Genomic DNA, 22,795 nt, shown 5'->3' with positions numbered 1-22,795 from the left:
GGGCGCCGGTCGCGTCATCGCACGCCGCAGTGCGCAGCCACGTCACATCCGCTCTCCCGCGAGAGTCCCCCGCTGGAGGCACCAACATGTCCGACGCCGCGCGTCCGCCGCAGATTCCGAATCCGATCACCGTCCTGAGCGCCCTGCGATCGCCCCGCCAGCTGTCGCGCGAGGTCCTCGCCGGAATGGTGACGACCCTGGCGCTCGTTCCCGAGGTCATCTCCTTCTCGATCGTGGCGGGCGTCGACCCGATGGTCTCGCTCGTCGCATCGGTGGTCCTGGCGCTCACCATGTCGGTCCTCGGCGGGCGCCCCGGCGTGATCACCGCAGCGGCGGGCTCCGTCGCTCTCGTGATCGCTCCGCTCGTGCACGAGCACGGCGTCGAATACGTGCTTCCCACGGTGATCCTGGCCGGGATCATCCAGATCGTGTTCGGCTTCGCGGGACTCGCGAGGCTGATGAGGTTCATTCCCCGCTCGGTGATGATCGGCTTCGTCAACGCCCTCGGAATCCTGATCTTCCTCGCCCAGGTACCCCACGTCATCGACGTCCCATGGCTCGCCTACATCCTGTTCGCGCTGACCCTCGCGATCATCTTCGTCGTCCCCCGGTTCACCACAGCCGTCCCGTCGCCGCTCATCGCGATCGTCGTCGTCACCGCCATCGTGATCATCGCGAAGCTGGCCGTGCCCGATGTCGCCGATGAGGGCGAGCTGACCGGCCAGCTCCCCGGTCTGACGCCGTGGCTCGTGCCGGTGAACTTCGAGACCCTTCAGCTGATTCTGCCGACGGCGCTGAGCGTCGCGTTCGTCGGGCTCATGGAGACGCTGCTGACGGCGAAGCTGGTCGACGAGATCACCGACTCTCCGTCGCACAAGGGTCGTGAGTCGTGGGCGCTCGGCGTCTCGAACATCCTCGCCGGCTTCTACGGCGGCATCGCGGGCTGCGCGATGATCGGCCAGACCGTGCTCAACGTGAAGACCGGCGGCGCTCGCACCCGCATCTCGACGACCGTCGCGGGGGTCTTCCTGCTCGGACTCATCACCGGTCTGAGTTCGATCATGGGTCAGATCCCGATGGTCGCCCTCGCGGCGGTGATGATGGTCGTCGCGGTCACGACGGTCGACTGGCACAGTCTGAAGCCCTCGACTCTGCGTCGGATGCCGTTCCCCGAGACCCTGGTCATGGTCGTCACCGTGGTCGTGGTGGTCGCCACGGGCAACCTCGCGATGGGAGTCCTCGTCGGCGTCGTGCTCGCCATGATCCTCTTCGCGCGCCGCGTCGCCCACGTGATCACCGTCGAGCGCGCGGTGGACACCGACGGCGAGGGCGTGCGCTACACGGTCCGCGGACCGCTGTTCTTCGGGAGCAGCAACGACCTCGTGGACCGGTTCTTGTACGCCGACGACCCCGCAACGGTGACCATCGACCTGAGCCTCGCCCAGATCTGGGACGCGTCGACCGTCGCGGCTCTCGATTCGATCGAGACCAAGTACCGCTCCCGCGGCGCGACCGTCACGATCGAAGGACTGGACGAGCGGAGCACCGGATTCCACAGCCGACTCACCGGACGGTTCGGCGTCTGAATCGTTTGCTGTTCTCGCAACTTCGTTTGCGCCTGGGGCAGTCGCGTTCCAGGGTGGAGGCATGACCTCGCATCACGGCCACGAGCACACCGTCGACACCACCGGACTGACCGCCGCCGAGTACTGGGAGAACCGGTACCGGGAGAACGGCAAGTCGTGGAGCGGCAACGCGAACGCCGCTCTCGTGCGCGAGGTGGGCGAGGTCTCCCCCGGCACCGCCCTCGACCTCGGAGCAGGCGAAGGCGGCGACGCGCTGTGGCTCGCCCGTCAGGGCTGGGCGGTGACCGCCGTCGACATCGCGCCGTCGGCCCTCGCCATCGGGGCAGCCGAGCAGCAGCCCGGCGACGACATCACCTGGGTCGCCGCCGACCTGTCGGACTGGCAGCCACCCCGGAGCTACGACCTGGTCTCCGCCTGCTTCCTGCACTCGTTCGTCGAACTGCCGAGGGAGCGCATCCTGCGTCGCGCCGCCGAGGCCGTCGCGCCCGGTGGGCTGCTGCTCATCGTCGGGCATTCGGGGGTGCCCCATTGGGTGGACCCGGCAGAGTTCGGCGATCACATCGAGGAGCTGCCGACACCGGACGAGATGCTCGAGGCTCTCTTCGTCGACAACCCGCGACTCGAGCGGGGCGACTGGACGGTCATCACCTCGGAACTCGTCGAGAGGCCGATCGTCGCACCGGACGGATCGGACAGCAGCATCGTCGACAGCGTGCTGAAGCTCCGACGCACGAGCGCCGCCGACTGAGCGCTAGCGCCGCCCGCTGAGCCTTCCCCTACCGCCGCCCGCTGAGCCCGTCGAGGCCGCCGAAGCGATGGACCGCGCGGCCACCGGAACCCCCTGCATTTCGACAGGCTCAATCGGCGGGACCTCGCCACACGTCCGAAACCCCCTTCATTTCGCTGCGCTCAATGGGCGGGTACCCACCGCCGCCCGCTGAGCCCGTCGAAGCGAAGGTACCCAGCCCCGGTGGCGGCTCCCCTTCGCTTCGACTCCGCTCAGTGGGCGGGTGCCGAGTCACCCCGTGTTCTGGAGTCCGGCAGCGACACCGCTCACCGACAGCAGCAGCAGTCGCTGCAGATCGGGATCCGCCGCGCTTCCCTCGGGCGCTTCGCGCAGCGCACGCAGGGCACGCAGCTGGAGAAGTGACAGCGCGTCGACGTACGGACTGCGCATCTTGACCGCGCGCTGCAGCACGGGCTTGCCCGCGAGCAGATCCCCGCCACCAGCGAGGCGGACGACCCAGGAGCGAGTCAGCCCCATCTCCTCCATCACCAGCGCTGCGAGGTCGTCTCGGTCGCCCAGCGCCAGGTAGTGGCGGGCGATGCGGGCATCGGCTTTCGCGAGACCCATCGCCACGTTGTCGATCATCGTCTGGAAGAGCGGCCATTCCCGGTAGGCGGCCGCGAGCACGGCCTCATCGCCCACCGCCTCCAGCGCCGTTCCGAGGCCGAACCAGCCCGCGAGATTCATGCGCGCCTGCGTCCACGCGAACACCCACGGGATGGCTCGCAGGTCCTCCAGCGACTCCACGGACAGGCCACGGCGGGCAGGACGGGACCCGAGCGCCAGGAGCCCGATCTCCTCCATCGGCGTGACCGTGGCGAACCAGGGCGCGAAGCCGGGAGCCTTGACCAGCTCGAAGAAACGCGCCCGTGAAGCCTCATCCATCGTCGAGGCGACTTCGGCGTACTGCGCAGCCGCGTCCTCGTTGCGCTTCTCGATCGACGGCGCTGACGCGAGGAGCACTGCGGCGGCGACCTGATCGATATGCCGCATCGCGATGTCGCTGCCGCCGTAGCGCGCGAAGATCACCTCGCCCTGCTCGGTCAGCTTGAATCTGCCGTCGACGGAGTGCGGCGGCTGCGCCAGGATCGCCGAGTTCGCCGGCCCGCCACCGCGACCCAGCGCGCCGCCACGACCGTGGAACAGGGTGAGCTCGATGTCGCTCTCCGCCGCCCAGGCGGCGATCTCGCGCTGCGCCTCGTAGAGGGCCAGCGTTGCGGCAACGGGCCCCACATCCTTCGACGAGTCCGAGTAGCCGAGCATCACCTCGAGCCGGCGACCCGTCGCTTCGAGGCGCGACGCGAACTCGGGGTGCTCGACGACTTCGGCCAGGATGCTCGGGCCGGCCTGGAGGTCGGCGAAGGTTTCGAAGAGGGGGATGACATCGAGCACCGGCGGCGTGCCGGTCGGCCCGACCGCGGCCCGCGCCAGCCGGTGGACGTTCAGCAGGTCATCGGCCGACTGGGTGAACGAGACGATGTACCGGCCTGCGGCCCGAGGCCCGTAGCGGCGCTGGATCTGCGAGATGGTGCGGATGACCTGCAGCACCTCCTCGGCCAGCTCACTGAGCGGCTGCCCCGACTCGATCTCGGCCAGCACCTTCGCGTGCACTGCGGAATGCTGGCGCACCTCCAGCTCGGCGAGGTGGAACCCGAAGGTCTGCACCTGCCAGATGAACTCCTGCAGATGCCCGTACGCCTGTCGGGTTGCACCCGCCGCGAGCAGCGACTCGTGCACGATCGTCAGCTCGGAGAGGAGCTCATCGGGATCGGTGTACGCGAGGTCCGCGTCGCGGGTGCGGGTCGCTGCGATGCGGCGGGACAGCAGCAGGAGAACGCGCCGATGGGGTTCATTCGGCGAGCGCTTCGCGATCTCGGCCGCCGCGTCCTCGTCCGCCGAACGAAGACGCTGCCAGAGCGCGAGCAGCGCATCCGACGGAGGGGTCGTCGTCGCGTCGAGCGTCAACCCGCGTCCCACCCGTGCGGCGGTGCGTTCGAGCCCCAGCAGCACGTGCTCGCTTGCGATGCCCGCCGCCTTCTTGGTCACCGATGCGGTGACGAACGGGTTGCCGTCCCTGTCGCCGCCCACCCAGGTGCCGATGCGCACGAACGGACGGATCACCGGCGCCCCGGCCCCCGCCCGATCGCCCTGCAGGGCGTCGTCGATGCGGCGGTACGCGGCCGGGATCGAGGTGTAGAGGGTCTCGTCGAACACGGCCATGATCGAGCGGACCTCATCGGTCGGCGACGGCTTCTCCGCGCGGAGGGGCGCCGTGCGCCACAGAGTGTCGATCTCCTCCAGCATGCGGATCTCGACCCGCTGAAGCGCGGTCCCGCCCGACGCCGCGTCGTGGTCGTCGAGCAGGTCGGCGAGGCGGCGGATGCTTCCGGACACCGCTCGACGTCGCGCCTCGGTCGGGTGCGCGGTGAAGACGGGATGGAACTTCATCGATTGGAGGCGCTGACGTGCCGTGTCGGCACCGACCTCCTCCTCGAGACGACGGAACGCCGAGACGACCGAGTCGTTCGCGTCCGCGCGCCGCACCGCCTGGGTGTCGCGCTCGCGCAGGGCACGGATCCGCTGGTGCTCCTCCGCGAGGTTCACGAGATGGAAGTACGCGGTGAAGGCTCGAGCGACTTCGTCGGCCCGCTCGATCGTGAACGACTCGGCGATGGCAGCGGCCCGTGCGAACGCATCGTCGGTCTCATCCGTGTAGGCCTGGATCGTCGCCAGCCGCAGCCGTTCGACGTCTTCGAACAGCTCAGCCGAACCGCTTTCGCAGAGCACCTTGCCGAGCAGATCGCCTAACAGGTGGACGTCGGAGCGCATCCGCTCGGGGATGTTCTGCTCCGCTTCGAACCGGCCGACGAGGTCGGTGACATCGGATGGGGTGGCTTCGTGCATACTCCGACGTTAGAGGTCCTGTGTTACAAGGAAGTTCGCCTCGCCTGTCTCAGAGGCCGGTGGGCGGGGCAGCCGCCCCCCGAGCCCGTCGAAGCGAGGGCCCCGATCGCGCCACTCCCCTTCATTTCGACGGGCTCGATGGGCGGTGCCTGGTCGGGACCCCCTTCATTTCGACGGGCTCAATGGGCGGTGCCTGGTCGGGACCCCCTTCATTTCGACGGGCTCAATGGGCGGGTCGGAGAAGGTACCTGGTCGGCCCGCTCCCCTTCATTTCGACGGGCTCAATGGGCGGGGCCTCGCCTGGAACCCCCTTCATTTCGCTGCGCTCAATGGGCGGGGCCGGCGGCGCGCGGGACGGCGCCGAGATGGCGGGGACCGTATCGTGAGCGCATGAACGACACGATCCCCGCCCGACCCGGGGTCGCCGAGCGGCTGTCGCGCATGATCCAGCTGCCCACCGTGTCCGCCGAAGCGGCTGAACGCGGCCCGGAACCGTTCCGCGCGTTCCGCGATCTCCTCGCCGAGCTCTACCCGCTGGCGGCCGCCGCGCTCGAGTTCGAGCAGGTCACCGAACTCGGGCTCCTCTACCGATGGCGGGGCACCGACCCGTCCGCGGACCCGCTCGTGCTCATGGCGCACTTCGACGTCGTGCCCGCCGATACCAGCGACGCCTGGACCCACCCGCCCTTCGCCGGCGTCATCGACGACGGGTACGTTCACGGCCGCGGGACCCTCGACGACAAGGGCCCGCTCCTCGTCGTCATCGAAGCCGTCGAGAACCTCATCTCCGAGGGATTCTCGCCCGCACGCGACGTCTACCTCTCGTTCGGCGGCGACGAGGAGGTCGGCGGAACGGCAGCGCAGGCCATCTCCTCCCTCCTGCGCGAGCGCGGCATCACCCCGTGGTTCGTGCTCGACGAGGGCGGCGCCGTCGTCGACGCACCGCTCCCCGGCGTCGGCGGCACGACCGCGATGGTCGGCGTCGGCGAGAAGGGCACCCTCGACCTGCTGCTGAGCGCCCGCGGGGAGGGCGGGCACGCCTCCGCCCCGCCCTCAGTCACCGCGGTCGGCCGACTCGCGCGCGCCGTCACGAGACTCACGCCGACCACGTTCGCGGCGCGCACTCCCTCCGCGATCTCCGACATGCTCCGCCTGCTCTCCGAGAAAGCCACGGGCGGGCGCCGACTCCTCTACCGCACGCTCAGCTCGGTCCCGCCGGTCGCGGCGCGCGTCTTCGCCGCAATGGGTGGCGAACCGGCAGCCCTCGTGCGCACCACCATCGCCCCCACGATGCAGAGCGGCGGCATCGCCTCGAACGTGCTCCCGTCGCAGGCGTCGGTCACCCTCAACCTGCGGATCGCGCTCGGCGAGACGATCGACGGCACGATCGCCCGGGTGAGGGACCGCATCCACGACCCGCTCGTCGACGTCGCCTTCCTGCACGGCGACGATCCGTCACCCGAGTCGCGCACCGACAATGAGCAGTTCGCGCTCCTCCGCGAGGCGGTCACCGCTTCGTATCCCGACGCGACGACCGTGCCCTACGTCATGATGGCGGCCACGGACTCCCGCTACTTCCACCGCTTCTCCCCCGCCGTCTACCGCTTCGCGCCGCTCGCCATGAGCGTCGCCCAGCGGGGCTCGATCCACGGAGTCGACGAACGGGTCGAGATCGCCGCGCTCGAGCGCGGCGAGGTCTTCCACCGCACCCTGATCAGGGCGGCGACCCGGAGAACAGGAGCTGGACGATGAAACGCGTGACCCTCGGCTCCCTCGCCACCGTCGTCGGATTCCTCGTCTTCGTCGAGTTCACGAGCGGTGTGCTGCAGGGCTACTACACCCCGATGCTCACCGACATCGCGCGCTACCTCGACATCCACGACGCCGACGTGAACTGGTTCGAGGGGGCGCAGCTGGTCATCGCAGCGCTCATCATCCCGGCGTTCGCGAAGCTCGGCGACATGGTCGGCCACAAGCGGATGCTCCTGTGGTCGACCGCCCTGACGGCGATCGCGTCGCTCGCGCTGCCGTTCACCGACTCATTCGCCCTCTTCCTCGTCGCCTGGGCGCTGCAGGGCTTCTACACGGTGTGGCTGCCGCTCGAGATCGCGCTGATCTGGTCGCGCTCGCGCAGCATGCCCCAGCGATCCGCCGTCACCGCGACGGCCGCGGGTCTTCTGGTCGCATCCCTCGAACTCGGTGCGATCGCCGGAGCCCTGACCGGTGGCGCGCTCATCGACTCGCTGCCGCTGCGGACGGTGCTGCTCATCCCCGCCCTGCTGGTCGTCGCCTGCTTCGTCGTCATCCTCGTCGGGGTGAAGGAGTCGCCCGAATCAGCGGGCGGACGCTTCGACACGGTCGGCATGATCCTGCTGTCACTCGCACTCGTCATCTTCATGGGCGGCCTCAGCTACCTGCGTCTGGCGGGAGCCGGCAACCCGCTGCCGTGGCTGCTCGTCCTCGTCGGCCTGCTGATGCTCTGGCCGTTCGCCCGCTGGGAGCTGCGCCAGAGCGACCCGCTCATCGATGTGCGCATGTTCCGCTCGCCGGCCCTCCGCCCCGTTTTCCTGACAGCCGGCCTCTTCGGCGTCAGTGTGCTCGGGGCGCAGGCGCCCCTGTCGACGTTCGCCCGCACCGACCCGGAGGCCAACGGGTACGGGCTCGGCACGACCGGCTTCCTGACCTCTCTGATCATCGGCATCTACCTGATCGCGATGATCGTCGGCGCACTGGTCTTCACACCGATCGCACGACGTGCGACTCCGCGACTCGCGCTCGTCGGAGCCTCGATGCTCGTCGGGATCGGCTTCCTCGCCCTCATCCCGTTGCACGGCACGTATGCGACGGTCGTGGCCTGCATGGTGGTCGTCGGGCTCGGATCGGGCGCCCTCGTCGCCGCCCTGCCGGCCGCGGCGGCAGCTGCCGCCCCCGCGGCGCAGACCGGCGTCGCGACAGGGCTCACGAACTCGGTGAAGACGGCCGGTGGAGCGATCGCATCGGCGACGTTCGGCATCGCCCTCGCGGCCGGAGCGATGGGTTCCGCTGCGGAGAGCACGGCCGCCCCGCTCGCGGGTTACTTCACCGTGTGGGCGATCTGCGGGATCACCGCGCTCATCTCAGCGGGCCTCCTGATCTTCGTGCCGAAGGACTCGTTCACCGATCAGCGCGTCGACGCGGAGACGATCGCCCAGGACTCGGGTCGCGGTCTCGTCGGCTAGACACGATTCGCTGCAAACGCGGCTCAGCTCGGATCGGTGACGATCTCCACGCGGGTCCCTCAGGCGTCGGGAGCAGCTGACTCGCCAGCGGTGGCACGGGCCTCGTCATGAGCGGCCCGATTCGCCTCGATCGCCCCGTTGTTCCGGATCGCCCAGCCGGCCAGAGTGAGCGCGGGTTCGATGAGACTCGCGCCGAGCCCCGTCAGCTCGTACTCGACACGCGGCGGCACCTCGGCATAGGCGGTACGAGTCACCAGGCCGTCGCGCTCGAGGTTGCGCAGCGTCAGCGACAGCATCCGCTGCGATACACCCGGCACATGCCGCTGGAGCTCGGAGTAGCGCATGCGGCCCGCGTCGAGCGTGGCGACGACGAGCAGGGTCCACTTGTCGCCGATCCGATCGAGGATCGCACGAACCCGCCTGCCCCCGTCGCCGAGGATCATGCAGGTGTCTTCGTACTCCGACACGACCGTCCTCCGTCTCCCCGCACCGCGTGATTCCTTGCGAACAGCTCTGTGCCTTTTGTAACCGTTCCGATACTGACGCAGCATGTGGTTGCACACAAACAGTTACTGGAACGAACGGAACCTCATGCAGATCGCCTACTGGATCGTCGCCGGACTGCTGGCGCTCGTGTACCTGTACTCGGGCGGGGTGAAGATCCTCCGCAGCAGGGAGAAGCTGAGGCCGATGATGGGGTGGGTCGATGCGACGCCCGTGGCCGTCATCAAGACGATCGGGGTGCTCGAAGTGCTCGGAGCTGCCGGCCTGATTCTCCCGCCGCTCACCGGTGTCGCTCCCGCGCTTGCGATCGCTGCGGCGATCGGGCTGATCCTGGTGCAGGTCGGCGGCATCGCGCTTCACCTGAGCCGCGGCGAGGGTCGGCAGATCGGGTTCAACATCGTCCTGCTCGCACTCGCCGGCGTGGCCGTCTGGTTGGCCACGAGTCTCCTCTGACGGAGGACCCGGATCGACAGGCCCCGATTACACCGTCGTCAGCAGCCCGGCCACCGCATCGAGCGAGCCGGGCACGAGACGGTAGTACGCCCAGATACCGCGCTTGCTCCGCGTGAGGAATCCGGCGTCCACCAGCACTTTCAGATGGTGGGAGACCGTGGGCTGGCTGAGGCCGAGCGGCTCGGTGAGGTCGCAGACGCACGCTTCCGAGTCCTCGTGGGCCGCGACCATCGACACCAGGCGCAGGCGCGCTGGGTCGGCCAGGGCCTTGAGGGATCGCGCCAGCGATTCCGCGTGGTCGGATGCGATGGGCGCTCGGGCGATCGGCGCACAGCACGCCGATACGTCGGTCAGCGTCAGCAGTTCGGAAACGGGCACGGCTTCAGTGTCGCATACACATTGACATTCATCGATGGGTTCGCCTAGCTTTTCCATCGACGGCCATCGATCGGTTGGAGAGACTATGCCTGACAAGCCCCGAGTGCTGTTCGTGTGCGTGCACAACGCAGGACGATCCCAGATGGCCGCCGGCTACATGCAGGCGCTCTCCGGTGGTGCTGTCGAAGTGCTCTCGGCCGGTTCCGAGCCGAAGGACCAGCTCAACCCGGTGGCCGTCTCGGCGATGGCCGAGGAGGGCATCGACATCGCGAACAACTCGCCCAAGCTGCTCACCACCGAAGCGGTGAAGGCTTCCGATGTCGTCATCACCATGGGCTGCGGCGACACCTGTCCCTTCTTCCCTGGCAAGAGGTACGAGGACTGGGACCTCGAGGACCCGGCGGGCAAGGACATCGAGACCGTGAGACGGGTCCGCGACGACATCAAGGGCCGGATCGAGGGTCTCCTGGCCGAGCTGATCCCGACTGCGGCGGGGGGCACCGGACGATGAGCGCCGACGATCGACTCCAGGATGCGGTGCGCGACAGGTACGCCCGCGCCGCTCTCGCCGTGACCGACGTGACATCCGGCGCAGCCGATTGCTGCTCTTCCGACGCGTTCGACGCACCCGAGGTGTTCGGCTCCCGCCTCTACGACGGCATCAGCACCGACAGCCTCCCCGAGGGAGCGGTGCTCGCGAGCCTGGGCTGCGGCAACCCCACCGCTGTGGCCGATCTGGCTCCCGGCGACACCGTTCTCGACCTCGGCTCGGGTGGCGGCATCGACGTGCTCCTCTCGGCACGACGCGTCGGGCCGACCGGGTTCGCGTACGGACTGGACATGACCGACGAGATGCTGGCCCTTGCCGAGCGCAACAGGATCGAGGCGGGCGCCCAGAACGTCGAGTTCCTGAAGGGCCGGATCGAGGAGATCCCGCTCGCCGATGCGAGCATCGACGTCGTCATCTCCAACTGCGTCATCAACCTGTCGTCCGACAAGGCCGCCGTGGTCTCCGAGATGTTCCGGGTGCTGCGGCCCGGCGGTCGGATCGGGGTGTCCGACGTCGTCGCGGAAGACCACCTGTCCCACGCGGACCGCGTCGAGCGGGGCAGCCATGCGGGCTGCATCGCGGGCGCACTGTCCCGCAGCGAATACGTCGACTCGCTGACTGGCACCGGATTCACCGACATCACCGTCGAGTACACGCACGAGGTCGCCCCCGAGATGCACGGCGCGATCATCAAGGCGACCCGACCCCTCTGACACCCTCACGGACCGGGGGGCATCCGAGCATCCGCACCGGATGGCACGGCTACCGTTGGAGGGTGGTCCGTTCCTCCCGATCCTCCGCCGAGCCGCGTATCCGCGAGCGACGGAGGAAGCTCTCGCCGACCGTCGAGGTCACGAGGGTCCGTCGCGACGGCATGTACGTGCGCGTCAACTCGGTCGGCACCGACGGCACCCGGCCCTTCCTCCTGGTCCCGGGCATCGGAGTCTCGTCGACGTACTTCGAGAAGCTCGCACCGTACCTCAACGAGTTCGGGCCGGTGCACGCCGTCGACCTGCCGGGTTTCGCGGGCGTCCCGCACCCCGACCACACGCTGTCCATCCGCGACTACGCCGACCTCGTCGGCCAGGTCATCGACGAGCTCGATCTCGTGGATCCGATCATCATCGGGCACTCCATGGGCAGTCAGGTGGTCAGCGATCTCGTCTCCCGCCGCCCTGAGATCTCGACACTGGTGCTCATCGGGCCTGTCGTCCATCCGACCGAGCGGCGGGTGATCACCCAGGCACGCCGCTTCCTGCAGGCGAGCTGGCACGAACCGAACACCGTGAAAGTGCTCGCCATCAGCGCCTATCTGTTCTGCGGATTCCGCTGGTTCTTCCGAGTCCTGCCGAAGATGCTCTCGTTCCCGATCGAGGACCGCCTTCCGCGGATCCGCGCCCACACGCTCGTCATCCGCGGCGAGTTCGACGCCGTCGCGCCACGTGAATGGGTCGAGCAGGTCGGCGAGCTGCTGCCGTCATCGAAGACGTGGGAGATCACCGGCGCCGCCCACTCGGTGATGTACGCCCACGCCGAGACGGTCGCGAGGCTCTGCGTCGAACACGCACGGGAGTCCGAGCAGGCTCCCGTCGACGACTCGCGGCTGCACGTCGCCCCCGAGACCCCGGCAACCGACGAGGCTGCCGAGCACACGCCCGCAGAGATCGTCACCGCGATCGGCGGCCGGATCCTCGAGACGGCGGGAGTGCTGCAGGACGACGACGAGAAGATCGCCGAGGGCAAGACGATCGCGGCACGCGCGATCGACCAGCCCGAGGATTGACCTGATCCCCTGACATCGCGAGACGACACCGATGCCGGCGGGGATGCCGAAGGCCCCCTACCGCGGGCGGCACGCGAAGAGGGCGGGCGTCGTGAGACGCCCGCCCTCTCCGATGATGCGGGTCGACTACTCCTCGAGCTCGGCGTCGAGGGTGATCTCGACTCCGGTGAGCGCCTTGCTGACGGGGCAGCCGACCTTGGCGGCGTTCGCGGCCTCGAGGAACGCGGCAGCGTCGATTCCGGTGACCTCGCCGCGGACCGTGAGCGCGATCCCGGTGAGGCGGAATCCACCTGCGGGGTCGGGGCCGAGCGAGACGTCGGCCTTGACGTCGAGAGCCTCGACCGTTCCGCCCGCGGCACCGAGCACGGCGGAGAGCTGCATCGCGTAGCAGGCGGAGTGGGCGGCGGCGAGCAGCTCCTCGGGGCTCGTGGCACCGTTCGCGTCGTCGGCGGCACGCTTCGGGAAGGAGACGTCGAATGTGGCGAGCTTCGAGCTGGTCAGCTCGACCTGGCCTTCACCGGTTTCGAGGCTGCCGTTCCATGCGGTGCGGGCGGTACGAGTGGGCATGATTCTCCTTCTGTCAGGCCGCGGTTCGTGCTGAAGCGCGGACATTTTCGGCCAGGTCGGCGACCTGGTCGCGCAGGGCGACCACATCCTCGACTCCGAGCCCGGTGGCGGCGCAGATCTGATCGGGAATGCCCGCTGCGAGGCTCTCGAGATCACGACCGGCGGCGGTCAGATGGACGAGCACCGTGCGCTCATCGGTAGCCGTGCGCGTGCGCTCGACGAGTCCGAGCGACTCCAGACGACGTACGAGGGGCGACATGGTGCCCGAGTCGAGCTGCAGACGCTCGCCGATCGCCCCGATGCTCAGAGGAGCGGTCTCCCAGAGCACGAGCAGCACGAGGTACTGGGGGTAGGTGACGCCGAGGGGCGCGAGCAGGTCGCGGTATCGCGCGGTCAACGAGCGCGAAGCACTGTAGAGCGCGAAGCAGATCTGCTGATCGACACCCAGAGTCTTCGTTTCGGCGGCCATGCAGCGAAGCTAGCAGCTCGCGTCCAACTATGTTGTGCACAAGACAATTGTTCCCAGCATGATCTCAGCCTCCGTGATCATGCGCCGTTCACCGGGCCTCCGGGCCCGTGAGACGCGAGGAACCGCCAGTGGACATGGAGACATGACGCGGCGAGATTCGTCCGATAGCCGACGAGGTGGCGCCCTCCGTCCTCGTCGATGAACTCCGCCTTGTAGCCGACCTCGTCTCCGCGCCGGATGATGCGCACCACCCCGTAGGTCCGCCCCAGGTGATCTCGCAGCTCCCAGTTGCCGGGAGTAATTTCGATGGTCGCGAGCAGCGGATGCCACTGCCGACTCGGCCACGTCCTTCCTGCCACGGCCCGAGATTAGAACAAACGTTCGACACTCGCCGCGTGTCGCTTCAGGTCGGACGCCCAGGCACGGGGCGTCACTCTGTGGTAGGGGTCCGGATCACTCCACCGTAGGATGCGCCCCCGCCCGGGGCTCCCCTAGCGTGAGTGAACCGGGAGTAGAACACTTCTCCGCCGGCGATGAAGCACTGAGTCAGTGCCGCGTCGACGTGGATTCCCCCGGGCTGAGACGCGGGGCCCGCACGCTCCGAGACATCGAGTCGTCATGACCGCAATTCGCCCCACGAACACCGGCTTCACCGAATTCCCACAGCTCTCGATCGACTGGTCCACCGTGGGCGACACCATGTGGGTCGGCCGACGCCGCGGCGAATTCGCCGGAATCGTCGAATCCAAACGTCCCGGTGAGTTCACCGCCTTCGACAGCGTGGGCGCACGGCTCGAGTCGCATCCCGACCTCGTCTCCGCGCAGCGCTCGCTCGAACCCGAGATCCTGCGTCGCACACGCCTCGAACGCACCCGCGAGCGGGTCTTCATCGGCGTCGCCGGCGTGACCGCCGTGGTCGCCGGCGGGCTCGGGATCACGGCGCTGTTCGTCGGTTTCTGAGGCTCGCCGCTGCGCCGACCCCCCGCGCCTCCGGATAGGGTCGGATCGATGCCTTCCGGCATCGACGAGCCGAACAACGGGGGTGCGCGAGTGAGCGACCGCTCCGTCCGTACGCTCGGCGCACTCGCGACGGCGTCCATCTCGACATTCGTCGCCATGTTCGCGCATGTCGTCGGCGGGGGTTCCCCGCCCGGATTCGTCACCCTCGCACTCGCATTCGCGCTGGCCGCGCTCGTCTGCCTCGCGCTCTCGTCAGTCGCTCTCTCCATCTGGCGTACCACCGTCGCCGTCGTCGTCAGCCAGGCCGGCTTCCACGGTCTGTTCGCGATCACCGGCACGGCGGGTTCGCTCGCCGTCGCGCACCAGCACGGTGGCGCGATGCAGCCCGAGATCGGGGCGAGCCCGGTCCCGCCCATGTTCCTCGCGCACGCCGCGGCCGCCGTCCTCACCGCGGCGATCGTCCTCCTCGGACGCAGGACTCTCGACGCGACGGCCGCCATCGCCCGACGGGTCGTCGTCGCGCTCCTTCGCTTCACCCTCATCCCGGTCCGGCGCACGGGCGGCCTCGCGCTCCCCGCCGACTCGGTCAGCACTCCACCGCCTCTGCGGGAACTCCTCGGCACTCTGCGTCATCGCGGACCTCCGGTTCGGGCCTGACCGCCCGAACGGGCGTCACGCGAACCCCAATCCAGCAGACTCCAGAAAGCCGAAACACCACCATGCCCATCAACAAGACCACTCGCGCGCTCACCGCACTGATCGCCGGCGGCGTCCTCGCCCTCGCCGCCCCGCTCGCCGCCAGCGCGCACGTCTCCGTCAGTCCCGACCAGGCGGAGCCGGGCAGCTATTCGCTCCTGACCTTCCGCGTCCCCAACGAGAGCGAGACGGCGGGCACCATCGCCCTGTCCGTCGCCCTGCCGACGGACACCCCGTTCGCCAGCGTGTCCGTCGAGCCGGTCGACGGCTGGACCGCGACCGTCAACCGCGGCGCCCTGCCCGAGCCCGTCGATCAGAACGGCACCGAGATCACGGAGGCTGCCACGAGCATCACCTGGCAGGCCGACGAGGGAACCCAGATCGACCCGGGTGAGTTCCAGCGCTTCGCCATCAGCGTCGGACCGGTCCCCGAGACGGGCTCGATCGCGCTTCCCGCCACGCAGACGTACTCCGACGGCGAGGTCGTCGAGTGGGCGGACGACGCCGACGGCGAGTACCCCGCGCCGGTCCTCTACGTGACGGACGCTCCCGCTGCCGACCACCACGGGGGCGCTGCGGACGGTGACGACGCCGCGGCGGACGCCGACGACGACAGCGCGACGGTCACCGCGTCGTCCACGTCGTCCGACGACGGGGTCGCGCGCGGCCTCGGGATCGCCGCACTGGTGGTGGCCGCTCTCGCGCTCGTGTTCGCGGGCTATTCCGCGTTCGGGCGCCGCAAGGCCTGACCCGAGGAGTCCGCAGGCCGGATCGTCTTCCGGCCCGCGGACTCAGCGCCCCGTCAGGGACGGGTGAGACCGAGTCGCTCGAGACGTGCGAGAGCCGACACCTCGGCGCCCGTCGTGCGACCGATGAGCCGCCCGGTCGCGTCGAGCACCAGCGCGGTGGGCAGTCGGACCGGACCACGCGGAGTCGGCAGTCCGAGGAGTGCGCGGTACTCGTCGTCCATCGACGCGACGGCGCCACGGAACAGCAGAGGATAGGTGGGCTTCAGCGCTCGGGGCAGCGGCGGGCGCCGGAGGAACCGCACCACGTCGGCGACGCGTTCGTCGTACCGGAGGATGCCGGCGTCGAGATACTCCCGCAGTTGCGCACGAAGCTCGGCATGCGTCCGCGGCGGGGCCGCGACGCCCATCATCTCGCCGGCCTTCGCCCACTCGGCGACGTAGGCATCGGGTCCACCCGGGATCGGACGCGCTCCCCAGACCAGGTGCGCCCCGAGGAACGCATCCGTGAACGCGAGATGCACCCAGCGCAGCAGGTCGGGATCGTCGGCCGCGTAGGCGATCGGCTCGCCGTCGGATCCGGGGTAGACGCCGCGCACCCGCTGATGGATGTGCTGCACCCACCCCGTCGCGGAGTCGGCCGCATCGGTCGAGCCGTAGGTGACCGTGAAGATCCAGCGGATCGTGCCCGCGAGCCGACCGAACGGATCCTCCCGGTACCGGGAGTGGTCGTGAACACCCGCGAGCGCCCCCGGATGAAGGGCCTGAGTCAGCAGGGCGCGGATCCCCGCGACGATCGTCGGCAGGTCGCCGTGGACCGCCCACGCTGCCGAGCTCTGCGGGAAGTAGCCTCCGTCGTCGCCGCGTTCGAGCTTGCTGACCCACTCGGGCGGGCTCTCATCCTCGTTCGTGAGCGTGCGCAGGAGACTCTGTCGGATGGGATCGAAGGCGCGGCCGATGACCGACACCTCGGGGTCCGTCTCCGGACCCGGCGTGCCGGCCGCCTGGTCGACGATGTCAGACGTCGAATCCTCCGAAGTCCCCGCCGCCGAAATCGCCACCGCCGAAGTCGCCCCCGCCGGAATCGCCGCCCCAGCCGGAATCGCCCCAGCCGCCGGAGTCGCCTCCGGCGTCCGAGCCGGCGTCGCCTGAGTCCGCGCCCGTGTCGCCCGAATCTCCGCCGTCGGCTGACGCGTCGCCGTACCCCGCATCGGGCATGAACGCGCTGACGAGAGCGGAACCGATGACGTAACCGGCCACCGTTCCGAGGATCGAGGAGCCGACCATCGAGCCGAAGCTCGGGCCGCCACGCGCCGCGTTGCCGCCGAACGTGCGCTCCATCGAGCCGGGATCACGGATCTCGGCACGGGTGGCCGACCTCGCAAGCGAGGCGGGCTGGTCGTCGACGGGAGGCTCGGATCCCTGCTTGAGCTCGTCGTAGACCTGGCGTCGCTGCTCGGGGGTCAGCTTCGAGAACGCCTCGGCGTGGACCTGCTCGATCGTCTCGGGCGGGGCGGTGCGGAGGAGGTAGCGGTACCGCTCGATGGCGATCTCGTCATCGGTGCGGGGCTGCGTCTGCGGACGTGCGGGGCGCTGGTCGGCGCTGTCGTCTTCGCGTCCGAGCAACCGGTCGAGGAATCCCATGGCCTGTCCTTCCTGCTGATGCCAGCACGCCGTCTCCGGCGCGAATCCTACGGATCATCCGACTTTAGAACCGTCGGCTGAGGCGGCACTGAGCGCATGCCATGACGTCGCCAGGACCCGGGCGACGCCCAGGACCTGTTCGTAGTGTTGAGGGAATGACCGAGTCTTCGACGCGCAGTTCCGAGCGCATCGCAGCGCCGACGGCCGCGTCCGGGCGACTCGGAGCACTCGACGGGCTGCGCGGGGTCGCGGCGTTGGTCGTCGTCCTCCACCACTTGATGGAGGTCGCGCGCCCGCACCTCGACACGGGAGCCTCTGCCGCACCCGGGGGCCTCTGGTGGTGGCTGAACGACACCCCGCTCGCTCTCTTCACCGCCGGCAGCGAGGCCGTCGTGCTGTTCTTCGTGCTCAGCGGACTCGTGGTCGCACTGCCGGCACTGCGGTCGCGTTCGTTCTCCTGGGCGGGGTTCCTGGCATCGCGTCTCGTGCGCATCATGCTGCCCGTCTGGGCCGCGCTCGTCCTGGCGTCGGTGCTCCTCGTCGCCGTTCCCCGCGATACCTCCCTGTTCCCGGCCGGCTGGCTCGTCGACAACAACGCCGCCACCCTGACCGCCGGCACCCTCATCGATGAGGCGACACTGTCCCGATACAGCTACGACATCGACAACGTGCTCTGGTCGCTGCGCTGGGAGATGCTGTTCGCGGTGCTGCTGCCGCTCTTCATCGTCGCCGCGAGAGCTGCTGCCCGGTTCTGGTGGGTGATCGGTCCGGTCGTGCTCGGGATCGCGGTGACCGGGTTCGCCGTGGGTGACGGCACACTCTCCTACCTTCCGGCGTTCCTGCTCGGCACCCTCGTCGCCGTTCTGCTCCCCCGGCTCACTGCGTGGGCCGCCGAGAGGAACACCGCTTCCTGGTTCCGCATCGGGTGGCCTCTGCTGCTCGCTGCCGCCCTTCTCGGCTTCGTCGCCTCCGAGCTGGCGAGGCCGCTCGTCGCCGACGCGACGATCGTCGAGGCGCTGCGCGGAGTGAGCGTCGCCTCGTCGGTGGCGGTCATCGTGCTGGCGATCGTCGTGCCGGCGGTGCGCGAGGCGTTGACCCGGCCCCTGTTCGCCTGGCTGGGCCGGATCTCGTTCAGCCTCTACCTCGTCCACGTGCCGATCATCGTGGCGCTCGCCTACCTCCTCGGACCGGACGACTGGAAGCAGGCCGCGCTGCTCGCGATCCCGGTCAGCTTCGTCGTCGCCCACCTGTTCTGGCGGTTCGTCGAGCGTCCCAGCCACCGCGCGGCCCGCGCACTGAACCGGGCTCTCGCCTCACGGTCGGGCAGTCGCGATCAGACCGCCGTCACGACGCCGTCGATGCCCGTCCGCGCCGGATCCGCCTGATGACGAGCCAGCCGATCACCCCGGCGATCGCCGCGTAGACGAGCACGTCGAGCACCCAGGAGTACTGGTCGATGAGCTCGTACTGAGTGCCCAGCAGAGCCCCGAGGCCGATGAGGAGAGCATTCCAGAGGGCGCTGCCCGCGATCGTGAACACGCTGAACACGACGAGCGACATCTTGGCGGCACCCGCGGGAAGCGAGATGAGGCTGCGCACGCCCGGCAGCAGACGACCGAAGAACACGGCCGACTTGCCGTGCCGCGAGAACCAGCCGGCCGCACGCTCGAAGTCGTCCCGGTCGACCAGCGGGAGCTTCGAGAGCAGTCTGATCGAGCGCTCCTCGCCGATCCGGCGACCGAGCCAGTAGAGCAGCAGGGCGCCGAGGTACGCGCCGAGCGTCGCACTGATGAAGACGAACACGATGTTCATGTCGCCGCGCTGGGAGAGGAAGCCGGCGAGCGGCAGGACCACTTCGCTCGGGATGGGCGGGAAGATCGTCTCGGCAAGGGTCAGCAGCCCGACCCCGACTTCGCCCAGAGCGCGGATCACCCGGGCAGCCACGCCGACGAGTCCGCCGAGATCGTCGGTGCCGCCCCCGGAGGCCGCTGCGAGCGTGGTCAGTGCGTGGCTGGTCACACCTGCAGATTAGGTGGGGGTTGCTGGGAGTTCCCTCGCTCGACGGGGATCGGATCGACGTCCGCCATAGCGTCGAAGCGCGGCTGAGAGGCCGGACACGACAGGGAGAAGGACACCATGGTTCGATTCGGATACACGCTCATGACCGAGCAGAGCGGCCCCAAGGAGCTCGTCTCCTACGCCGTCGACGCGGAACGGATCGGCTTCGACTTCGAGGTCTCGAGCGACCACTACTCACCCTGGCTCGTCTCCCAGGGGCACGCGCCCTACGCCTGGACCGTTCTCGGCGCGGTGGCGCAGGCCACGTCGAAGGTCGATCTCGCGACCTACGTCACCTCTCCCATCCAGCGCTACCACCCCGCTGTCGTGGCGCAGAAGGCGGCGACACTGCAGCTCCTGTCCGACGGTCGCTTCATGCTGGGGCTCGGTTCGGGCGAGAACCTCAACGAGCACGTGACCGGCGAGGGCTGGCCCCCGGTGGACCAGAGGCAGGACATGCTCGTCGAGGCGGCCTCGATCATCCGCGAACTCCTCACCGGCGAGCTGGTCACCTGGCAGGGCGACTACTTCCGCGTCGATTCCGCGCGGATCTGGGACGCACCCGATGGCGGCGTGCCGATCGGGATCGCGGTCGGAGGAGAGAAGGCGCTCGAGCGGTTCGCGCCGCTCGCCGATCACCTCATCACGACGGAACCCGATGCCGAACTGCTGTCGGCGTGGGACGGCCTGAAGGGCGAGGGTGCACGGAAGATCGGTCAGATCCCGATCAGCTGGGCGCCCGACCGGGATGACGCCATCGCACGCGCGCACGACCAGTTCCGCTGGTTCGGCGGCGGCTGGGCGGTCAACGCGGACCTGCCGACGCCGGCCGGTTTCGCCGGGGCGTCCCAGTTCGTGCGTCCCGAGGACGTGGCCGAGAGCATCCCCTGCGGTCCTGACCTCGATGCGATCGTCGAGGCCGTGAAGGAGTACTGGGAGGCCGGCTTCACCGACGTCGCCCTCGTCCAGGTCGGTGACGAGCTGCAGCAGCGCTTCCTCGACGAGGCCGCCGCGCCTCTGCTCGGACTGCTGCGCGACGCGGCCGAGAATTCCTGAGCCGGTCACCGCTCGCAAAAACGCCGACGCCGCCTCCCGATGGGAGGCGGCGTCGGCGTGTGTCAGGTCGCGACTACTGGCCGCGCCCGGTCTCGTTCTGCAGGCGGTCGATCTGCTCGGACGCCTCGGCCTTGGTGATGTCGGCGGGGATCTCCTCGCCGGCCTCGCGGGCCAGGGTGTCGAGATAGCTGCGCTGCGGTCCGGTCATCGGCTCGTCGCCGGTGACCCAGTCGGCCGGGTCCTTCGCAGCGGAGGAGGGGTCGCTGTCGTCGCGGGGAGCTCCGAGCATCTCGGGCTCGCTGGTGGATGCGTTGCTGTCGGTCATGCGAGGGACACTACGCCGCACGTCCGACAGCGGGCGGAGCGTCAGCTGAGCCCCCGCCGAGCACGTCGTCGAGGGCATCCAGCAGAGCGCAGGCGTCCTCGTACACGGCGATCGCGCCCGCGTCCGTGAGCTCGGCGGCACCCGCTCCGCCGGACAGCAGGCCGATCGCCACGACCCCCGCGCGAGTGGCCGGCTGGATGTCGTACACCGAGTCGCCGACCATTACCGCTTCGTCAGCCGAGACGGATCGATCAGTGATCATCCGTCCAGTGAACGCCCCCGCGCTCGGCGCAGAATGTGAACGTGAGTACCCGGCTCCTTCTCGTAGCTGACACACATCTGCCGAAGCGGGCGAAAGATCTGCCGGCCGAGGTGTGGAGCGAGGTCGATCGGGCGGACGTCGTCGTGCACGCCGGCGACTGGGTCGACCTGTCGACGCTCGAACGGCTGAGCGAACGGTCCCGCAGCCTGCTCGGCTGCTGGGGCAACAACGACGGCCAGGACCTGCGCGACCGGCTGCCGGAGGTCGGCCGTGCCGAGATCGACGGGGTTCGGGTCGCCGTGGTGCACGAGACCGGCGCGGCGACCGGCCGCGAGCGCCGGGCCGAGGCGGCATTCCGGAGTACCGATCTGCTCGTCTTCGGACACAGCCACATCCCGTGGGATACGACGGCTCCGGGTGGCCTGCGACTGCTGAACCCGGGCTCCCCCACCGACCGACGGCGCCAGCCGCATCGGACATTCATGACCCTCGTGCTGGATGACGGTCGTATCGCGGAGGTCGAACTGCATCGCCTCGGCTGATTCGCCACACGCCATCCGCGACACGCCCACCGGGTCCGAGGGGCGACATAGGATCGTGCGCGTGGAGTGGTTGATCGTCGCCGGCGTCGCCGTTGCCGCGATCACCGCCATGTCGATCGCTGCGCGCGGCTCCTCGCGGCCCGCTCGCGGGTCGGGGTCCATCGGCAGCGGAATGTTCGGCGTCGCCGACGAGATCTTCGCCCCCGCCCGCCATGAGGCGCAGCTCGAGGTGGAGCGGCAGACCTCGCTCCCCGCACCCGCCCCGTCAGCCGATGACGACGATCGCGGGATCTACGAGGGCCGGATCAGCATCCGGGTCAACGCGCGCGCCGACCGCTGATTCGAGCCCTCGAGCTCGGGCGCTGACGCTCGGGCGCCGACTCATCGAGTCCCCCCGAGACTCAGTCGCTGGTGACGAAGTCGATCAGCTGCTCCACCCGCCCGAGCAGCTCGGGTTCGAGGTCGGTGTAGCTGTCGACGCGCGACAGGATCCGCTGCCAGGCGCGGGCGATGTCCGCCTGGTCCTCGTGCGGCCAGCGCAGCGCCTCGCAGATCCCGTGCTTCCACTCGGTGCCGCGCGGGATGACGGGCCAGGCCTTCAGCCCGAGGCGTGCGGGCTTCACCGACTGCCAGATGTCGATGTACGGGTGACCGACGACCAGGACCGACTTTCCGAACGGTCCTTTGCGCACCTGGTCGGCGATACGGCTCTCCTTCGAACCGGTCACGAGGTGGTCGACGAGGACTCCGACCCGCCGTCCGTTCTGGGGCCGGAATTCGCGGAGGATGTCCTCGAGGTGGTCGACGCCCTCCAGGTACTCCACGACGACGCCCTCGACGCGGAGATCGTGCCCCCACACCTTCTCGACCAGCTCGGCGTCGTGGCGGCCCTCGACGAAGATGCGACTCGCCCGAGCCGTCCTGGCCTTCGCATCGGTGACGGCGATCGATCCCGACGCGCTGACCAGCCGCCCGCCCTGGGCCTTGAGCGCGGCGGGGGCCTTGAGGACGACCGGCTTCCCCTCGAGCAGGAAACCGGGCCCCAGCGGGAACAGCCGCACCTTGCCGCGGTAGTCCTCGAGACGAACCATCCGACCCTCGGTTCCGACGACCGCGCCGCAGAACCCGTCGCCGGCGAGCTCGACGACGAGGTCGTTGACCGCCTCGACGATGACGACGGGAGCCTTCTTCGGCTTGCGCCAGTCGTTCGTCGCGAGCACATCGGATCCGTAGCGGTCGAATTCCATCCTTCGACGCTAACTTCGCCGTGCCCGCCGACCCGCCCGCGGCGCCGGTGTGTTGCCGCC

General features: G+C 69.3%; 27 protein-coding genes. 15 read left to right on the top strand and 12 right to left on the bottom strand.

Translation table 11 applies throughout. From position 1 onward, the window contains the following. The first annotated feature begins 86 nt into the window (after positions 1-86). Positions 87-1,586: a SulP family inorganic anion transporter gene (locus tag DDQ50_RS07080; RefSeq protein ID WP_116755919.1), complete on the top strand. Its 1,500-nt coding sequence runs from the start codon at positions 87-89 to the stop codon at positions 1,584-1,586. Positions 1,587-1,647: 61 nt separating this feature from the next. Next, positions 1,648-2,334, top strand: coding sequence for a class I SAM-dependent methyltransferase (locus DDQ50_RS07075; protein WP_116755918.1), 687 nt, complete (start codon positions 1,648-1,650; stop codon positions 2,332-2,334). A 270-nt stretch (positions 2,335-2,604) separates the two neighbouring features. On the opposite strand, the gene DDQ50_RS07070 is transcribed toward DDQ50_RS07075, so the two are convergent. Further along, positions 2,605-5,277, bottom strand: a complete 2,673-nt coding sequence (locus tag DDQ50_RS07070) for a phosphoenolpyruvate carboxylase (RefSeq protein ID WP_116755917.1) — start codon at positions 5,275-5,277, stop codon at positions 2,605-2,607. Between the two features lie 390 nt (positions 5,278-5,667). On the opposite strand from DDQ50_RS07070, the gene DDQ50_RS07065 reads away from it, so the two are divergent. Both DDQ50_RS07065 and DDQ50_RS07060 read left to right on the top strand, forming a co-directional pair. After that, entirely contained in the window at positions 5,668-7,029 is a 1,362-nt protein-coding gene (locus tag DDQ50_RS07065) for a M20/M25/M40 family metallo-hydrolase (RefSeq protein WP_116755916.1), read from the top strand. Then, positions 7,026-8,495 (top strand): MFS transporter, encoded by a 1,470-nt coding sequence (locus tag DDQ50_RS07060; protein WP_116755915.1) that lies wholly within the window; start codon positions 7,026-7,028, stop codon positions 8,493-8,495. The genes DDQ50_RS07065 and DDQ50_RS07060 overlap by 4 nt, the downstream gene beginning before the upstream one ends. Positions 8,496-8,554: 59 nt before the next feature. Here the strand turns inward: DDQ50_RS07060 and DDQ50_RS07055 are convergent, their stop codons facing one another. Next, a complete protein-coding gene (locus tag DDQ50_RS07055) occupies positions 8,555-8,962 on the bottom strand; it encodes a winged helix-turn-helix transcriptional regulator (RefSeq protein ID WP_116755914.1) in 408 nt (135 codons plus the stop codon). A gap of 82 nt (positions 8,963-9,044) precedes the next feature. Here DDQ50_RS07055 and DDQ50_RS07050 point away from each other — a divergent pair, with 82 nt between their 5' ends. Next, entirely contained in the window at positions 9,045-9,452 is a 408-nt protein-coding gene (locus DDQ50_RS07050; protein ID WP_240614262.1) for a DoxX family protein, read from the top strand. A gap of 27 nt (positions 9,453-9,479) precedes the next feature. On the opposite strand, the gene DDQ50_RS07045 is transcribed toward DDQ50_RS07050, so the two are convergent. Beyond that, the gene (locus DDQ50_RS07045) at positions 9,480-9,830 is read right to left on the bottom strand and encodes an ArsR/SmtB family transcription factor (protein ID WP_116755912.1); all 351 of its coding nucleotides are present in this window, start codon (positions 9,828-9,830) and stop codon (positions 9,480-9,482) included. An 85-nt stretch (positions 9,831-9,915) separates the two neighbouring features. On the opposite strand from DDQ50_RS07045, the gene DDQ50_RS07040 reads away from it, so the two are divergent. From DDQ50_RS07040 to DDQ50_RS07030, 3 genes are all read left to right on the top strand, one after another. Beyond that, entirely contained in the window at positions 9,916-10,341 is a 426-nt protein-coding gene (locus DDQ50_RS07040) for an arsenate reductase ArsC (protein WP_116755911.1), read from the top strand. Then, entirely contained in the window at positions 10,338-11,093 is a 756-nt protein-coding gene (arsM, locus tag DDQ50_RS07035; protein ID WP_116755910.1) for an arsenite methyltransferase, read from the top strand. The genes DDQ50_RS07040 and arsM overlap by 4 nt, the downstream gene beginning before the upstream one ends. 62 nt (positions 11,094-11,155) lie before the next feature. Beyond that, positions 11,156-12,163: an alpha/beta fold hydrolase gene (locus DDQ50_RS07030; RefSeq protein WP_240614261.1), complete on the top strand. Its 1,008-nt coding sequence runs from the start codon at positions 11,156-11,158 to the stop codon at positions 12,161-12,163. A gap of 126 nt (positions 12,164-12,289) precedes the next feature. On the opposite strand, the gene DDQ50_RS07025 is transcribed toward DDQ50_RS07030, so the two are convergent. The 3 genes from DDQ50_RS07025 to DDQ50_RS17035 all read right to left on the bottom strand — a co-directional run bounded on the left by DDQ50_RS07025 (position 12,290) and on the right by DDQ50_RS17035 (position 13,558). Continuing rightward, positions 12,290-12,730 (bottom strand): OsmC family peroxiredoxin, encoded by a 441-nt coding sequence (locus DDQ50_RS07025; RefSeq protein ID WP_116755909.1) that lies wholly within the window; start codon positions 12,728-12,730, stop codon positions 12,290-12,292. A 13-nt stretch (positions 12,731-12,743) separates the two neighbouring features. Further along, positions 12,744-13,199 carry a MarR family winged helix-turn-helix transcriptional regulator gene (locus DDQ50_RS07020; protein ID WP_116755908.1) on the bottom strand — a complete coding sequence of 152 codons (456 nt, stop codon included), beginning with the start codon at positions 13,197-13,199 and terminating at the stop codon, positions 12,744-12,746. 77 nt (positions 13,200-13,276) lie between these two features. Beyond that, entirely contained in the window at positions 13,277-13,558 is a 282-nt protein-coding gene (locus DDQ50_RS17035; RefSeq protein WP_133245930.1) for a hypothetical protein, read from the bottom strand. Between the two features lie 259 nt (positions 13,559-13,817). On the opposite strand from DDQ50_RS17035, the gene DDQ50_RS07015 reads away from it, so the two are divergent. The 3 genes from DDQ50_RS07015 (at position 13,818) to DDQ50_RS07005 (ending at position 15,604) form a co-directional block, all read left to right on the top strand. Further along, on the top strand, positions 13,818-14,159 hold the full coding sequence (locus tag DDQ50_RS07015) for a hypothetical protein (protein ID WP_116755907.1): 342 nt from the start codon (positions 13,818-13,820) through the stop codon (positions 14,157-14,159). 48 nt (positions 14,160-14,207) lie between these two features. After that, on the top strand, positions 14,208-14,816 hold the full coding sequence (locus DDQ50_RS07010; RefSeq protein ID WP_116755906.1) for a hypothetical protein: 609 nt from the start codon (positions 14,208-14,210) through the stop codon (positions 14,814-14,816). Between the two features lie 62 nt (positions 14,817-14,878). Further along, complete coding sequence (locus tag DDQ50_RS07005; protein WP_116755905.1) at positions 14,879-15,604, top strand: YcnI family copper-binding membrane protein; 726 nt, start codon at positions 14,879-14,881, stop codon at positions 15,602-15,604. Positions 15,605-15,657: 53 nt separating this feature from the next. Here DDQ50_RS07005 and DDQ50_RS07000 read toward each other — a convergent pair whose 3' ends face one another. Both DDQ50_RS07000 and DDQ50_RS06995 read right to left on the bottom strand, forming a co-directional pair. Further along, positions 15,658-16,662 carry an oxygenase MpaB family protein gene (locus tag DDQ50_RS07000; RefSeq protein WP_240614260.1) on the bottom strand — a complete coding sequence of 335 codons (1,005 nt, stop codon included), beginning with the start codon at positions 16,660-16,662 and terminating at the stop codon, positions 15,658-15,660. Next, positions 16,619-17,245 carry a hypothetical protein gene (locus DDQ50_RS06995; RefSeq protein ID WP_116755904.1) on the bottom strand — a complete coding sequence of 209 codons (627 nt, stop codon included), beginning with the start codon at positions 17,243-17,245 and terminating at the stop codon, positions 16,619-16,621. Before DDQ50_RS06995 ends, DDQ50_RS07000 begins: the two co-directional genes overlap by 44 nt. A 155-nt stretch (positions 17,246-17,400) precedes the next feature. On the opposite strand from DDQ50_RS06995, the gene DDQ50_RS06990 reads away from it, so the two are divergent. After that, entirely contained in the window at positions 17,401-18,630 is a 1,230-nt protein-coding gene (locus tag DDQ50_RS06990) for an acyltransferase family protein (protein WP_165829729.1), read from the top strand. On the opposite strand, the gene DDQ50_RS06985 is transcribed toward DDQ50_RS06990, so the two are convergent. Next, positions 18,590-19,264: a DedA family protein gene (locus DDQ50_RS06985; protein WP_240614259.1), complete on the bottom strand. Its 675-nt coding sequence runs from the start codon at positions 19,262-19,264 to the stop codon at positions 18,590-18,592. The genes DDQ50_RS06990 and DDQ50_RS06985 overlap by 41 nt on opposite strands. A 117-nt stretch (positions 19,265-19,381) precedes the next feature. On the opposite strand from DDQ50_RS06985, the gene DDQ50_RS06980 reads away from it, so the two are divergent. Then, positions 19,382-20,359: an LLM class F420-dependent oxidoreductase gene (locus tag DDQ50_RS06980; protein WP_116755902.1), complete on the top strand. Its 978-nt coding sequence runs from the start codon at positions 19,382-19,384 to the stop codon at positions 20,357-20,359. A gap of 73 nt (positions 20,360-20,432) precedes the next feature. On the opposite strand, the gene DDQ50_RS06975 is transcribed toward DDQ50_RS06980, so the two are convergent. Then, positions 20,433-20,684 (bottom strand): DUF3072 domain-containing protein, encoded by a 252-nt coding sequence (locus tag DDQ50_RS06975; protein WP_116755901.1) that lies wholly within the window; start codon positions 20,682-20,684, stop codon positions 20,433-20,435. A gap of 10 nt (positions 20,685-20,694) precedes the next feature. Then, positions 20,695-20,946 (bottom strand): HAD family hydrolase, encoded by a 252-nt coding sequence (locus DDQ50_RS06970; RefSeq protein ID WP_133245929.1) that lies wholly within the window; start codon positions 20,944-20,946, stop codon positions 20,695-20,697. A 41-nt stretch (positions 20,947-20,987) separates the two neighbouring features. Between DDQ50_RS06970 and DDQ50_RS06965 the strand changes: the two genes are divergently transcribed. After that, positions 20,988-21,488, top strand: a complete 501-nt coding sequence (locus DDQ50_RS06965) for a metallophosphoesterase family protein (protein WP_116756156.1) — start codon at positions 20,988-20,990, stop codon at positions 21,486-21,488. Positions 21,489-21,549: 61 nt separating this feature from the next. Next, complete coding sequence (locus DDQ50_RS06960) at positions 21,550-21,828, top strand: hypothetical protein (RefSeq protein ID WP_116755899.1); 279 nt, start codon at positions 21,550-21,552, stop codon at positions 21,826-21,828. A gap of 61 nt (positions 21,829-21,889) precedes the next feature. Here DDQ50_RS06960 and DDQ50_RS06955 read toward each other — a convergent pair whose 3' ends face one another. After that, the gene (locus DDQ50_RS06955; RefSeq protein WP_116755898.1) at positions 21,890-22,735 is read right to left on the bottom strand and encodes a DUF3097 domain-containing protein; all 846 of its coding nucleotides are present in this window, start codon (positions 22,733-22,735) and stop codon (positions 21,890-21,892) included. Between the last annotated feature and the right edge of the window lie 60 nt (positions 22,736-22,795).

Origin of the sequence: Amnibacterium flavum (assembly GCF_003097495.1) — a bacterium.
Classification (GTDB): domain Bacteria; phylum Actinomycetota; class Actinomycetes; order Actinomycetales; family Microbacteriaceae; genus Naasia; species Naasia flava.
The sequence above is the reverse complement of the archived record's forward strand: the minus strand, read 5'-3'. Positions and strand labels throughout refer to the sequence as shown.